The following is a 15,127-nucleotide window of genomic DNA, read 5'->3' on the forward strand; positions in this document are numbered from 1 at the left end:
TACTGTGTGTTTAATAATTTTGACAAAAATAAGCATTAAGTTGATAGTTGCTCGTTCTTCACTATTAGATTTTTAAATCTTTATCTTTTTATTTAGAATGATTCTACTACGAGGAAAAACACCCCGGATTTTCAGGGACGATATTCCAAGTAAGGAAAGTTGTCCCGGAAAACCCCGCAACATATTCTTGTTCAAGAATGTCCTCCCGGAAATTCCGAGAGCATATTCTATTGTGTTATAATGTTCCTGGAATATTCAAAATGATTTTTCAGGACAAGACGGCTTTTTGATTGAGCTATCTGTTAAAAAAATGGTTTCTAATCTTCTTCGGAATGGCAAAATCTTTGTTTTGTTTGCTTTTCAGTCTGCCATTCCGTCGAAGAATAGAATTTATAAAATCTGAACTAATACTTTTACCCCCTCAAGCATATCCAGATGATATAAATGCTATGTTTTACAATATTTTGAATTGAAAAAGCCCAGAGTCTGATGTATTTCCTCTCGAATCTTTCGTAATTATTTTCCAATAATAGATGGTATTTGAGGCAATAGAAACACTAAAAGTGCTCTCCTCAATATCGTTTGCAATAATTTCTGGCGTTGCGGTGGTATCAAAATATAAATCATACCCAACAATATCGTCATCAACATCAGTTCCTCTCCAATCTAATATCAGTTCATTGGTAGTAACTCTTACAGATTCTGCCATAGCAGGCGAAATGGCTTCAGCAGGAAATGGCGCATAGGATTCAATAGCATCCCCGGCATTGTAAAACTTCCAAATAGCGCTTTGGGCAGTTTCGGTAATCGCGTTTGATTTTGAAATCACATACCAACTATAAGGTGTTCCTCTACTTAAAACAATTGGCGTTTGAGTCTCTGTAGATTGATGTATAGAAGTATCGCCCGTTGTTAGATTCGTGAGTTCTAACTCATAACTATCTGTATTCGCACTGGATTCCCACTCAAATAATACCGTACTTTCTGTTGAAGTAATATTTGTTCCAACGTTACAAAGTGAATTTTCAAAAGGAAAAATTAATTTAGAAGCTGTCGGATTTTGAGTTGTTTGCTGTTCATTTCCACTTTCATCACTATCACTACTACAATTAGGAAGCAATATGATTAAGCTAAAAAGAAATATTAGTTTTTTCATTTTTTCACAATTTTAAAAGTAGACTGAAAATTCTCGAAGCTTATAGAAACCATGTATATGCCCGATTCAAGGAATGAGGTATCCACTTGGATAGCACTATTAGAAGCTGTATATTTTTTTGAGATCACACGTTGTCCTAAAAAGGAATATATGGTAAGTTCAACATCTTGTACTTTATTGCTCCCCAAAAATACATTTAGGTTATCCTGCAATGGGTTTGGATATAAGAACACTTCATCTGATATAAAAATGGTTTTCTCATAGGTGCCTTGGCATGCCTCGTCTGCACTTACCTTTATTGTATTGATTCCGCTTCTTAAGTTTAAAGTCACAAAAGTGTCCTGGGTGCTAAAAACAAATCCGTTAGCATCTATGATATAATTCGCTCCTCCCGACATCTCTAAAGACACCTTTGACTTGCTTCTATCAACTGTTGCAGCTACCGATAAATCTTCTGGTTCGGTAATAACGATTTCAAAACATGTTATATAATCAGGCTTTTCATATATTGTGATGCACAATTCGTAGGTACCGGCACGTAGGTTTCTGATTTCGACATCATTTGTAAAATCATATTCGGCTTCCACCTCAGCACCAATAATGGTTGCCTTATAATTAAAAATCTCACTTGCAATAATTTTGACTTTTCCATTATTACTACTTCTACAATTTTCGCTTGTGGTAAGGACCGTAAAATTTGTTGCAGGTAATGTAAAAAAAGCACAACCAAATAAATCAACGGTACTTCCAAACGGAGTACTTGGACAAAGATCATCTACATCAGACACTCCATCATTATCATCATCATCGCATATGAGTTTGTATGCCGCAGTTTCATCTTTGAACCAATTTGGGTATGACGCTGAAGCTTGGATATCATCAACCAATATACAGGTCAAATTAGGGTTATTAGTAACATCAAAACTTTCTATAATGGTATTAAAGCCATTATTGGCATTTACGGTTACCAACTGATTTGATGCACATAATAGTGTTTCTATGTTTGGATTTTGAATAATATCAATACTAGTCAATTGATTTAGTGTACAATTCAATTCAATTAAAGCGGGATTAGCACTTATGTCAATTGTTGTAAGCTTATTATCAGAAACGTCTATATAGGTTAACAAAGTATTGAGTATAATGTCCTCGCTTTCAATACTGGTTATTAGGTTACCTGAGCATTGTAACCGCTCTAATAATATGTTATTACTAATATCGACATCAGTCAATAAATTATTTCTACAGTTTAAAGAAGTTAAGTTTGTAAAATCTTGTATCCCAGTAAGGTCAGAAATATCATTTCCACTAATGTCTAAAGTACTTAGGGCACTTATCCCTGCTGTGGGCACATAATCATCTAAAGAACCAGAGTCCAGACCCAAATCTATAATCGCTTGCTCAAAACCATCATCTGGGATAAATGTTTGGTTATAATAACAATTCTCTGCATAAGATGAGGTATCGTCTTTTTGCCAACTCGCTCCTATTGTGTTTATATCATCAATCTCAATACAGGCTAACTCTGGGTTATTTAATGTATTAAACACTACTAAGTTATCGTTATTGCCATTATTTACGCGTAGTGTTACTAATTGGTTAGCAGCACAACTGATTTCTGTCAATCTACTATTCGCCCTAAGATCAAGGTCTGTAAACTGATTATCATTACAACTAAATTTTTCAAGATTAGTAAATAAATCTATCTCGATCTCAGAAAATTGATTTGATGAAATATCCAAAGTTTGTATACTATAATTATCATTTACAAACAGGCTATCGATTTGATTGTTAACACAAATAATCTCTGTAAGATTAGAGTTATTTCTAAGATCTAGACGGTTTACAATATTATTTGAAGAGCAATTCAAGGATTTTAGTGCTGTAAAATCTTCTATTCCCGTTAGGTCAGAAATCCCTTTATTACTAATATCCAAACTGTTTAATGAACTTATATTTATCGTAGGCACATAATTATCATTAGGGACATCATCATAAATTGCAAGAGCCTCTTCAAAACCATCGTCGGGTACGAATGTGTCATCATAACGACAATTCTCGCTATAAGACGCACTTTCATCCTTTTGCCAATTATCTCCTATACTATCTTCATTATCAATTTGGATACATGTCAGATCTAGATTGTTAACCGTATTAAATCTTAAAAGATTAGTATTATTTCCATTTTGTATACTTAATCTAACCAGTTGATTGGAAGACACATCAACATCTGTCAACATAGCGTTTGCTCTCAAATTTATATCTGTAAGCTCATTAGACGCTATACTCAAGTTAGTAATATTTAAAAGCTGATCAAGATCATTAATTTCAGAAATCTGGTTGGATGATAGGTCAAGAATTACAATATTAGTATTATTGATAAGCTCAACATTTTCTATTTCGTTATTAGGTGCCGATACTATAAGAAGAGCATTGTTCTCTTCTATGTCCAGAGTTTTGAGCTGGATATTTCTGCAATACAGTTGTTCCAATTGCTTATTACCACTTAAGATTAAATCCCCTAATGGATTATCAGAACAATCCAAAGATCTGAGCTGTTCATTTTCTATTAAATCAATAGTTGTTATTCTGTTATTAGAAAAGTTTAACGAGTCTAGCTGTTGATTGAAACGAACTTCTAAATCGGTTAATTTATTTGAAGCACAACTTAGGCGTTCGAGTGCTGTAAAGTCATCTACCGTTAAAGTCTCGAGTAAATTATTATTGCAACTTAACCCTGTGAAAAAGTCATAAGATATTGTGGTATTATAAATTAAGTCAGTAATTTGATTAGAATCACAGTTAAGCTGTTCAAGGTTGGTATTTAGACTGAAGTCGAACTCTTTGAGATAATTTAAAGAACAATCTATTTTTTTTAGGTTGGCAGCACTAGAAACATCCAACATTGATAAATTATTATCTGTACAATCCAGTTCTTCTAATGTACTTGATATTGGATCAAGATCCAGTGTTGTAAACTTATTCTTACCGCAAAACAATTGTTTAAGGATAGTTCCTGTAATATTTAATCCGTCGACTCCTGTTTTTGAAATATTGTTCGAACTACAATCTAGCACTTCCAGATTACTCATATCACTTACATTGAGTTCGGCAAGGTTGTTATTGTCGCATACCAGCTCTATCAGATCCAAATTCGGATTTGACTGTAGGTCTATATTTTTCAATTTATTATCCCCACAGTTAAGCTTTATTATAGAATCGTTTACCTGAAAATCAAGCTCTTGAAGATTGTTACTGAAGCATGAAAGGTTTTTTAGAGAAAGATTAGCACTTATATCTAAAAATGATAATTGATTTTCTGAACAATTCAAAGAATCTAAAGCTACAAAAGCCTCTATACCGGTAAGGTCAAAAATGTTTCTATTGTTCACATTGAGGATTTCTATTTTGTTTATTGAATCGGTCACCACATAATTATCCAAAGAACCGCTATCATAACCCAGATCAATTAAAGCCTGTTCAAAATTATCGTCTGGAATAAAAGTTTTATTGGATAAACAATCTAAACTGTAGGATGCAGTTGCATCAATAGACCAATCCGTTTCTGCTTCTGCAGCTGCGACATCATCAACACGAATACATCCCAAATCTGGATTTGAAGTTGCATCCAGAAAAGTCAATACTCCTGTTACATCATTTTTTAGTGTTAAATCCACCAAATTATTTGAAGAGCAATCCAGATATTCTAAATTAACTAATGTCGTCACATCAAGATTACTTAATACATTATTTGCCAGTTTTAAAGTATCTAAGGAAACAAAATCTTCAATACCAGTTAATCGTTCTATATTTTTGCCGTTTATATCTAATACGGTTATCGTATCAAGACTTGCTGTAGAAACAAGATTATCTAGTGCCCCTTCATCATATCCCATATCTATTAAAACCTGCTCAAAATTATCATCAGGCACAAAGGTTAGTGGCTCACATGTTTCTTTATAAGAAGCAATATTGTCTTTAAACCAGCCATCACCAATTTCAGAAATATTATCAACCTCAATACAATATAAATTGGGATTATTAATTGTATTTAGTGTTATTAATTCTGTATTGTTTCCGTTTTTGATATTCAAAGAAGTTAATTGATTTGACACACAATTTAATGAGGTAATCGAATCATTTTCACTAATATCAATTTCTGAGACTAAGTTAAAAGAGATATCTATTAATTCTAATTCTTTATTTTCAACAACATCTAGCAATGTTAATTGGTTAAATGCCGAAACCAAAGTTTCCAATTTTTTATTGTTCTCAAGCTCTAAAAGAGATAATTGATTATTAGAACACCCCAGAACCTCTAAGGAATCATTCATACTAAGGTTTAACTCTGCTAACTGATTGTTGGAAACGATTAAATTGGTTATGAATCTATTGCTAGTGGTCTCTAGAGTACTTAATTGATTATCTGAAAGATCAATAAATCTAAGGGAGTCATTTGCGATCAAATTCAATTCTTTTATTTGATTTGAAGCACATAAAAGATTTCGTAAAAACGAATTAGCACTAACTTCTAAAGCATCTAACTGATTATTAGAACAGAATAATTCTTCTAATTTAGTGTTGCTATCTACCTCTAAATTGGTAAGCCGATTATTTGAACACTTGAAGCTTATCAACATTTCATTTTTAGAAATATCTATATTTTGTATTTGATTAGAGGCAACATCCAAAGTTTCTAATTCTGGGTTAAAAGCTTCACCAGAGGTGTTAATTAAAATAAGTTCGGTTAAGATGTTGTCCTGACAATTTAATTTTTCTAAAGAGCCGTTATTCGAAACATCCAAGTTATCAATTTGATTCGAAGAACAGTTGAGATCTATAAGTGCCCTGTTTTGACTAATATTGATATTTACTAAACGGTTATTAGCACAATTAAGAACTTCTAAACTTTCAAAACCCTCAATACCTGTAAGGTTTGAAATATCTTTATTAAAAATATTGAGATTGGTGACTGTATTAATATCTTCGGTCAATACCACCCCGTTAAGCTCATTATCAGAATCAATTCCAAGATCAATAAGCGCTTGTTCAAAGCTAGGATCGGGTATTATGGTTTCTTGAGCAAATAACACTTGCACAGAAAAAAATAATACGATCAATGAAAAATTTATAAACTGTATTTTCATCATTCTAGTTTTAACTTAAAATCCCCCAGGTAATAGAAGTTCTTAGTTTCTTACCTTTAAATCATTAAACTTATGCATGTATTTTTTATGGGTATGAAAAGTCTTTTCCATACTGGATTCCACGTATTGTATTATCTCTTCTCTATAATCAGGATTAGAATCTATTTTCTGCCAAAACGGATGTTCCTCTAGAGGGATAAGTACAATACCTTCGGCAGTGGTTGTAAAATTGGTTGAAGAAACTTTTTGCAATTGTTGATCCTTCAGCATTTCCGCGTATTGTTCTCTTGCTAAATCTATTGAGGTTTCTATCTGCTCTCTTTCAATTTTAAAATAAACAATATCGTCTAAATCGGGATATACTATGTTATCCTTGACCTGGCCTTGATGTTTTTCTTCTTCGTGCACATGAACGTCTTTCTGTTCAATAAAGCCAGAATTATCTTTAAACCCGATAGCTTCTTTATATCCTGGAACTAATTTTGATAACGCACTGTTAGATGCATTTATCGTTTTCTTTAATTCACTATAATCTTCTTTCAATGCCATAAGCTCATCCTCTTGTTTTGCAACAACATTGCTTAGATCATTTATGTTAATTCCCACTGCAACATTTACAATGCTTACATCATTTGCTATTTTATTTGTTGTAGACCAAGCCACACCTACTACTTTTTTATAATCTCTGGTCTTCATATTTTGTGGATGAACAGCTTTGGCAAAACCACTGCCAAATTCGCTGGGTAAAATGTAATCTCCAGGTGCCACATTACCAATCACCTTTACTGGCACCTGACCCATAAAAGCAATTTTTACATATTTTTTTTCATTATTTGGCTGTGGCATATTACCCAATACAATTGGCCTTGTAGAAACAACCATCACTTTTTCTGCTCCCCACACATTTTTGGTCACAAAACCATTTTTTACTCCTACTAATTCGCCAGCTGTAAAAGATTCTGAAAGATTTTCTTTAGGTAACCACTCTGCATAGTCCCCAGCTCCTGATTGATATGAAACCCCTATATTTTTTTCACTATTTTCTACATAAAAATCTCTTTCTTTTATGGAGTCACCTAGATTTACCGCTAGTACAATAAAATTTGCTATTTTCACGACTACATTTAACGCTTTAACCGCTACTTTGCTTGGAGCTGGCGAAACAATACATGCCCCGAATCCTGCACATCCTGCAAAAGCAGCAAGCTCTGATGTTGAACCAGCCAATGCCTGAAGTTGTTCTGCACCTGTAACAACAATTAATCTTGAAGCATTAAAAATACTTAGGTTTCTACTTGCTAGTCCTCGCTTGTAACCTTCATCATTGGTAAGTTCATTAACAGTAACCCCCTCTATTCTACCCCACATCTTTGGTGCATCTTCGGGATCACTTTGATCCCAAAATGATATGTAATTATTATCCTTTGATCTACCTTCATTTACTTTAATCGCAATACCCTGCATACTACCTTCAACCAATAATGGATACGTATTAATGTTATTTTGCCCACCTTCACCATCTAAATTAGCATTTATGCTCACTTTTCCGTTTAGTTTGGCCGGTCCATCGACACTTAAATCTTTAAACTTACTCTCACCATTGAAAACAGCATCTCCATCAAATTTGGCAGTTCCCTGGGCAGCAACGTTCAAATCTCCTGAAAAGTTTGAAGTGGCATTATTATTAACGTTTAGTTCATCGTTTAAATCAGTCTTGCCTTGTACATCCAGGGTATTATTAAGACCTGCAGCGCCATCTACATTTAATTCGCCTGTTAGATTAGTGGTATTGTTATTATTAACATCCAAAGTACTATTTAATCGAGTTGGTCCTCCTACGGTTAACTCACTATTCAAATCAGTTATATCATCTACTTCTAACTTACCAGTAGCTTTGATATCTCTGTGAAAACCGTAAGGTAAAAAAGTAAGTTTTTCGCGACTCATATCTACAAAACCAGAACCTGCACCACTAAAATCTATCTCTACTTTTAGATCTTTACTGGTACCATCCCAATTGATTTTGGTGAACTCGTCTGGGTTTACACTACCAATAGTCAAATTAATCCTACCATATTGATCTGTATTCGTAGTTTGTATCTCCTGATACTCAATACCGTTATTAGCATCAATGATCGTAAATCGGATAGATACTGTAGCATTTGGTAAAATATTGCCTTCAGCGTCTACCCCGGGTAATTCTTGATTATCAGGACCTATAATCACGGCCTGATAGCTAATTCCATCTGTTTGGGCTATTAGATGTATACTTGCTAAAAAAAACAGTGTTAGTATTATATTTTTCATGGCTATGTTGTTTTTAGTTTTTTATTAATTCTATGAGTTCGTCTAATTTTGGAGACAAAATGATCTCGATGCGACGATTTTGAGCTCTACCTTCTTCGGTCGAATTATCGGCTATTGGATCATATTCGCCTCGACCTGCAGCTGTAAGATTTTTTTGATTTAAATTTTGATTGTTTCTCAGCACCTCAACAATAGCGGCAGCTCTTTTTAGTGACAAATCCCAGTTATTGGACACTTCTTTATTTGGAATTAAGGGCTGATTGTCGGTATGCCCTTCAATACGTATTGACACATCAGGGTTTCTTGACAAAACATCCCCAAGAGCATTAACTGCATTTTCACCTTCTGGTTTGACTTCCCATTTTCCTGAATCGAAAAGCAAATCATTTTCTAAAATAATTTTAATACTCCCATCATCTTTTTTGGTAGCCAATTCATTTCCGGTGTAAGGCAATAGTGCTTTAGAAATTGAGGTTCGAAGCGACTTGATTTCTTCTTCTTTAGATCTTATCTCATTACGTAAATCTGTAATTTGTTTGGATTTATCTTCGAGCTCCTTTATTTTTTGAGTATTTGTTTCCACTTCTTCTTTAAGGTTGATTAGTTCCTCACTCTTGTGTTCTTCAACTTTCGAAAGATGAATAAGTAGCCCCAGTCCAAAAGTATGCGCATTAATCTTAAGATCTCCCTGAATATCTTTAAAGGTCCCTGCTATACCATACATATATTGTGTAAAAGCGGTAAGTTTTTGAGATACCTTATATTGGACGCCTAATCCCCCTCTAAAGAAATAGATCGGTGTGTCGAAATCATCTTCTCCAGCCAGATTAAACACTTGATTATTTAACGTTTGTGTTCCTTGAATTAAAAATTCTGCCGCGGCAGTAGTTTTTATATAGAATGTAAAGTCGCCAGGCTTATAAAACTCGTAGTCGAAGCCTGCATTAATCCCAATGTAAGTAATATCCCATTCAAAAAAATTATCTAATGCTCTATCACTTCCTATGGATCCATAAGTACTGTAATTACCAGTTACATTTAGAAATAATCGTTCTGTAAAAACACTTTTTCGATACCCTAGGCTTAAAAAAGTATGGTCTGTGGCACGAAGGTTTTCAAGTTCTCCTCCTAACGAATTTTTAAAATCAAAAGAAGATATTGTTTTACCGGCTTCTAAGTATAGTTGTTGACTTTTCAAAGAAGATATAAATAACAAACAAGTTGCGATGAGTATAAGTTTCCTCATGATTATTCTTTTATAAGTTTGGCTGTAAATTTTTTATTTCCTGATGAGACGCTTAAAAAATAAGCCCCCTTAGAAATATCATCTAAAGAAATTGTCAATAATTGGGTAGCAGATTTTTTTTGTGAACGAATAGTTCTTCCCATGATATCAAACAAAACAATATCGATCTGATTCGTAATCGGTTGGTCAAAAGAAATATTGATAGATTGTTGAAATGGATTTGGATAAAGAATTGCATTCAGGCTACTCTCATTAGGTGTAGTGATTATTTTTGCTGAAATAAATGGTTGCTGAAAGCCTTGCCGTAGGGTATATCCATTTTTACTATAGGTGCCAATCACACTACTTTGCCCTATACTTTGACTAATACTATAATTTCCGGCATTGGTAGTAACAATATTTGATGATCCCCCAACACCTAAAGAAGATCGCATTAACGAGTACTGTTTTTTTTCAGCTTTATCTTGATTTTGACGAAAATCTTGACCGTAACACCCGATTGTAAACAGACAAAAAAGGAATATTATGATTTGTGGTTTCATTGGTTGTTAAATATGATGGTTAGATTGTTTTATATAGTTGACGTCTCTCAAATACAATTTGAGAAATACAAACTTTAATTATTCGGTTACGCGAATAATTATAGTGTACTTAAGATATAAGTACGTGGTTCGACAGGTTGAAAAAATCAACCTAACAGATTGTACATTCTGATATGGGACTATCTACTCATGCTATGGGATTATTCTCTGTAGTAGTGTTAGAGAAAATACCAAGACCCTAGATATAATTCGATTGGGGAGGACAATACCTCAGGGAGTTCAAAACATCTTTGCTTAATTAAACTGATATAAAAGTAATTGTTAGAAACCACAAAAACAAGAGTAATACTATCAAAACCAGTAATTTACACTACAAAATACGTAGAAACACGTATATGTTTAGGAGAAGGTATTCATCGTATTTTGTACTTTTTGATAATAAGAACCCCCAAATAAATTAAGGTGTACCAAGAGATAATACAATTGCCAGATAGGTATTCGATCTTTCCAATTCTCTAACAAAGGAAATGTTTCAGTATAAGAATTAAACACGGTAGAATCGAAACCACCAAAAAGATGCATCATAGCAATATCCATTTCTCTGGGCGCATAGGCCACTGCAGGATCTATAAGGCAGGGCATACCATTTTGTGTAACCATATAATTTCCACTCCATAAATCACCGTGTAGTAAACTTGATTTTTCTACAGGAATTTCATCTTCAACGACAGTATAAAAAAGTTCCAGATTCGAGAATGAATACCCTTTTTGAATAGCCAATCTAAATTGGGGTTCTAATCGCTGAGTAATGTAAAACTCTGAAGCCGAATCACAGCTTTTATTATATTGCGGAAGGCTTCCGATATAATTATCCTCTTCAAAACCAAAATAAGGCTGATTTTTCTTGTGCATCATTGCTAAATTTCTTCCAAATAGCTCCCAAAAATTGTTGATTTTACCTTTTGAATCTATGTACTCCAAAATTAGAAAAGTACTATTTTCTAATTCTCCAAAACATATAACCTTGGGTATCACAAAGGTATTTGAATCCCACAATGCTTGTAGTCCTTTTGATTCGGCTCTAAACATTCCTGGAAATCTTGAAGCACTATTTATTTTTACCGCAAAACTCTGTACGGTGGTTATTAGCTGGTATACTTGATTGATATCTCCACCTGATAGCGGTTTGACGGCTATAATTTCTTCTTGAAGTATTTTTTCAAAATGTTCTTTAAGTTCTGAAGAGAACATTATTTTCTTTTATATGTCAAATAGGTAAACGGATAATTGTGTTTATCATCCTTATCATGAAATTCTTCTTTTACCAATTCCCATACCCCAGTATCGATTTCTGGAAAAAAAGTATCTGCATCAAACGTTCCTTCATGCACTCGTGTTAGTTCAATAGCATCTGCATATTCCATACCAATAGTATAAATTTCTCCTCCGCCAATAATAAAAGGTTGTGGATCACTTTTGGCAATCTCTAATGCCGCTTCTATATCTTGTACAACCAAAGCACCTTCTGCTTTGTATTCTTTATTTCTGGAAATTACAACATGTATACGGTTAGGCAACAGTTTAGGAAAAGATTCAAAGGTTTTGCGTCCCATTATAATATGATGCCCAGTTGTAAGTTGTTTAAACCTTTTAAAATCATCCGGCAAATGCCATACAAGATCATTATCCTTTCCTAGTTCATTTTGCTCACCCGCGGCGGCAATCATGGTGATCATTTGTTTTGGTTCTTTTTTTTCTGTCATCAGAGAAGGTTGTTTCCCTTTAATAAATTCTTCCTTTTTTTTAACAAGATCTTCTTTAGGATACATCAAATCCACATCTTTCTGAATTAAGGTTATCTCTTCTTTTTGCTTCGCTATTAGCTTTTCCATTTGGCGATCTGTCCATTCTTGTCCCATAAATGTGTTAAACAACCATACATTACAAAAATGTATTGTAAAAAGGAACGTCCAACATATAATGGCAACCAAAGACCAATAGACACCAAAAAAAGTAATTTCTTTACCAAATCCAAAAACCACGTTAAGTACAACCATAAAAATAGATCCGACTACAAAAACAATAAAATGCTGAAATAATCTTTTTTTCTGAATTACTCTTTTTCTTGCATGCTCATATAATTCACGCTGCTGCGGATCGATTTGTGGTGTTTCTTTTCTTTTGGAAAACATTTTAATAGTACCTTAGTAATGTACCAGTAAATATAAAGGTTTTAACAAAAAACCGAGAACTTACTTATGAAGAATTTATGAAAAGAACTTCTTCTTTTTTCTACTACTAATTACTACAGTGCTACAAATTCTGGTTTAGCACCAAGCACTGCGTTAACTTATAGGCTAAAAGCATGATTAAATATTTTAATCATAGAAAATTATAGCCGGATTAATTTTCTTTATGAAAATTCAAATTAATTGCCTTAGTTTTAAATAATGAATTTTTTAGAAACTATCTTCCTATTTTTTGCTTTACAAGCATTCATTTTTGCGATGTTATTTTTCTTAAAAAGGAAAGGTGATAAAATCGCAAATACACTATTGGGCATCTATATATTATTGTTTAGTTATAACATAATATATAATATTTTGTATTGGTCAAAACTTTTACAAACTGATCAATTTATACATCTAAGTTTTACAAACAGAATTCCATGGGTTTTATATGGCCCCATTTTATATCTGTACTTAAGAAGGATAATATATAAAAGTAAATTTAGAGGTATCGACCTGCTTCATTTTATTCCTTTAGTATATGTCTTAATAAATTATTCGCCTTATTTTCTCTTATCTACTTATGATAAAATTGAAGTGCTCACCAATAATAGACTTGGGTACTACGCATATTTCTATACACCACATTTTATTAAAGTTATAATTGCTTTAATGTTATTTTATTGCTCACAACTTTTTCTTTACTTCAAACAAAAGGTCAAAAGTTATAATAATTCGCGATGGTTGAAATGGTTGAGCTATTCATTTTGTGGGTATGTAATTTCATTTTCGTCATATTTTATTTTAGTGTACTTGAATGTATTAAGCGAAGGAGCTGATTATTTTATTGGTTTTTCCATGACATTTTTTATTGGATTGCTTTCATATTTTGGTTTTTTACAACCCAAAGTTTTTGATGGTCTATCTATGGACAGGGTTCTCCCGTTTAAAAAATATAGAAAAACCGGGCTTAGAAAAGATCACTCCTTAGAAATAAAGTCGAGATTGATTCATTATATGGAAACAGAAAAACCCTATTTGGATAATGAACTAAGATTAGACTATTTGGCGAAAAAACTTAATCTTTCAAGACATCATATGTCTCAAGTAATTAATGAGCATTTTGATCTAAGTTTTTTCGATTTTATTAATAAATACAGAATTGATGAAGCGAAAGAAAAATTGAGCAACACTACTGGTTTGAGTATGTCTGAAATATTATATACATGTGGTTTTAATAATCGAGTATCATTTTACAAAGCCTTCAAGAAATTCACTAAAATAACTCCTACTGAATATAAGCAGTTACATCAAAAGAAAAACACACTAGAGTAAAACTCAATCCTCTTTTTTCTCTTTGACCTTCATGAATACAATTTATGAACCATTTATTGTTTTCATATATAACATAAAAAATATGTAAATCTTTGACGGCAAATATCTTCTGCCTCTAAAGAATAACAAGTTTTAGTTAGAATTTATATTCATTTGTTTTTCACAAAACATATCATATTTCTAAAACTTAAAAACAAACATGATGAGAACTCTTACTACAGTATTATGGATTACTTTGCTCTTATTTTATTCATGTGGGATAGACGATTATATTCCAAATGATGATGACGCTCCTTCTCCTACTCCAGAAAAATATATATTATCTACACTTACTACACTACCTATCGGAACAGGTGGACTTGATGTAGATGTATACGGAAACATATATGCTGCCGATTTTGGGGTTGGTTTAGCCAATATTAACGGTTCTGATATTTTTAAAATAAACCCAAGAAATGGAGAATCAGAGCTTTTTGCAAATCTTGAACCTACAGGTCTTACCGGAAATCATTTTGATGCTTTGGGTAACTTGTATCAATCAAACTTTTTATCAAGCAAGGTCTTTAAAATAGATCAAAGTGGAAATGCTCAACTCTTTACTCAAGAAGTAGCACTACCTACGGGTATAACAATAGATAAATATGGGAATATTTATATATTAAGTTGCCAAAATGGTACCATTACCAAGTTTACGCAAAGTGGAAATTCTAGTATTCTGGCAACTAGTGCTGATTTTAAATGTGCAAATGGGATCACTTGGGTAAAAGACACAGGAAATATTTATGTAGTAAATTTTAATGATGGAAATGTATTAGAGGTTACACCTACTGGAGAGATTTCTATCTTAACCCCTATCCCAAATTCAACAGGTAATGCTCATATCACCTCTTTTGATGGAGAACTCTATCTTACGGCTGCTTCGTTAGGTCAAATTTATAAAGTAAGCCTGGATGGAACCTCTGTTGAAGTAATTGCTGGAGATGGAAGTGCAACAAATACCGATGGAGATGCTAAAACTTCAGGCTTAAGAACACCAAACGATTTAGCATTTAGTCCGGATGGCAAAAAAATATATATAAATTGTGTTGCAAACTCGGGAAATAGCAACGAATTATCTCCTACCGTTATACGTGTATTAGAAAAAGAACATTAATCTTAAAAGATAT

The 15,127-nt window shown here is 33.0% G+C and carries 9 protein-coding genes; 2 read left to right on the top strand and 7 right to left on the bottom strand.

Annotation, left to right across the window (positions count from 1 at the left end):
- Window positions 1-454: 454 nt before the first annotated feature.
- From JJQ60_RS08405 to JJQ60_RS08435, 7 genes are all read right to left on the bottom strand, one after another.
- A complete protein-coding gene (locus tag JJQ60_RS08405; protein WP_201918620.1) occupies window positions 455-1,156 on the bottom strand; it encodes a hypothetical protein in 702 nt (233 codons plus the stop codon).
- The gene (locus tag JJQ60_RS08410; RefSeq protein WP_201918622.1) at window positions 1,153-6,303 is read right to left on the bottom strand and encodes a T9SS type A sorting domain-containing protein; all 5,151 of its coding nucleotides are present in this window, start codon (window positions 6,301-6,303) and stop codon (window positions 1,153-1,155) included. The genes JJQ60_RS08405 and JJQ60_RS08410 overlap by 4 nt, the downstream gene beginning before the upstream one ends.
- Window positions 6,304-6,345: 42 nt before the next feature.
- Window positions 6,346-8,610 carry a hypothetical protein gene (locus JJQ60_RS08415; protein WP_201918624.1) on the bottom strand — a complete coding sequence of 755 codons (2,265 nt, stop codon included), beginning with the start codon at window positions 8,608-8,610 and terminating at the stop codon, window positions 6,346-6,348.
- A 13-nt stretch (window positions 8,611-8,623) separates the two neighbouring features.
- Window positions 8,624-9,856, bottom strand: a complete 1,233-nt coding sequence (locus tag JJQ60_RS08420) for an OmpA family protein (RefSeq protein ID WP_201918626.1) — start codon at window positions 9,854-9,856, stop codon at window positions 8,624-8,626.
- 2 nt (window positions 9,857-9,858) lie between these two features.
- Entirely contained in the window at window positions 9,859-10,290 is a 432-nt protein-coding gene (locus JJQ60_RS08425; RefSeq protein WP_201918628.1) for a T9SS type A sorting domain-containing protein, read from the bottom strand.
- Window positions 10,291-10,797: 507 nt separating this feature from the next.
- Window positions 10,798-11,649 carry a fructosamine kinase family protein gene (locus JJQ60_RS08430; protein WP_201918629.1) on the bottom strand — a complete coding sequence of 284 codons (852 nt, stop codon included), beginning with the start codon at window positions 11,647-11,649 and terminating at the stop codon, window positions 10,798-10,800.
- Window positions 11,649-12,590 (bottom strand): dihydrofolate reductase, encoded by a 942-nt coding sequence (locus JJQ60_RS08435; RefSeq protein WP_201918631.1) that lies wholly within the window; start codon window positions 12,588-12,590, stop codon window positions 11,649-11,651. The genes JJQ60_RS08430 and JJQ60_RS08435 overlap by 1 nt, the downstream gene beginning before the upstream one ends.
- 849 nt (window positions 12,591-13,439) lie before the next feature.
- Here JJQ60_RS08435 and JJQ60_RS08440 point away from each other — a divergent pair.
- Window positions 13,440-13,961: a helix-turn-helix domain-containing protein gene (locus tag JJQ60_RS08440; RefSeq protein WP_201918633.1), complete on the top strand. Its 522-nt coding sequence runs from the start codon at window positions 13,440-13,442 to the stop codon at window positions 13,959-13,961.
- A 199-nt stretch (window positions 13,962-14,160) separates the two neighbouring features.
- The gene (locus JJQ60_RS08445; protein WP_201918635.1) at window positions 14,161-15,114 is read left to right on the top strand and encodes an NHL repeat-containing protein; all 954 of its coding nucleotides are present in this window, start codon (window positions 14,161-14,163) and stop codon (window positions 15,112-15,114) included.
- Window positions 15,115-15,127: the final 13 nt, after the last annotated feature.

Origin of the sequence: Aquimarina mytili (assembly GCF_016735115.1) — a bacterium.
Taxonomy (GTDB): domain Bacteria; phylum Bacteroidota; class Bacteroidia; order Flavobacteriales; family Flavobacteriaceae; genus Aquimarina; species Aquimarina mytili.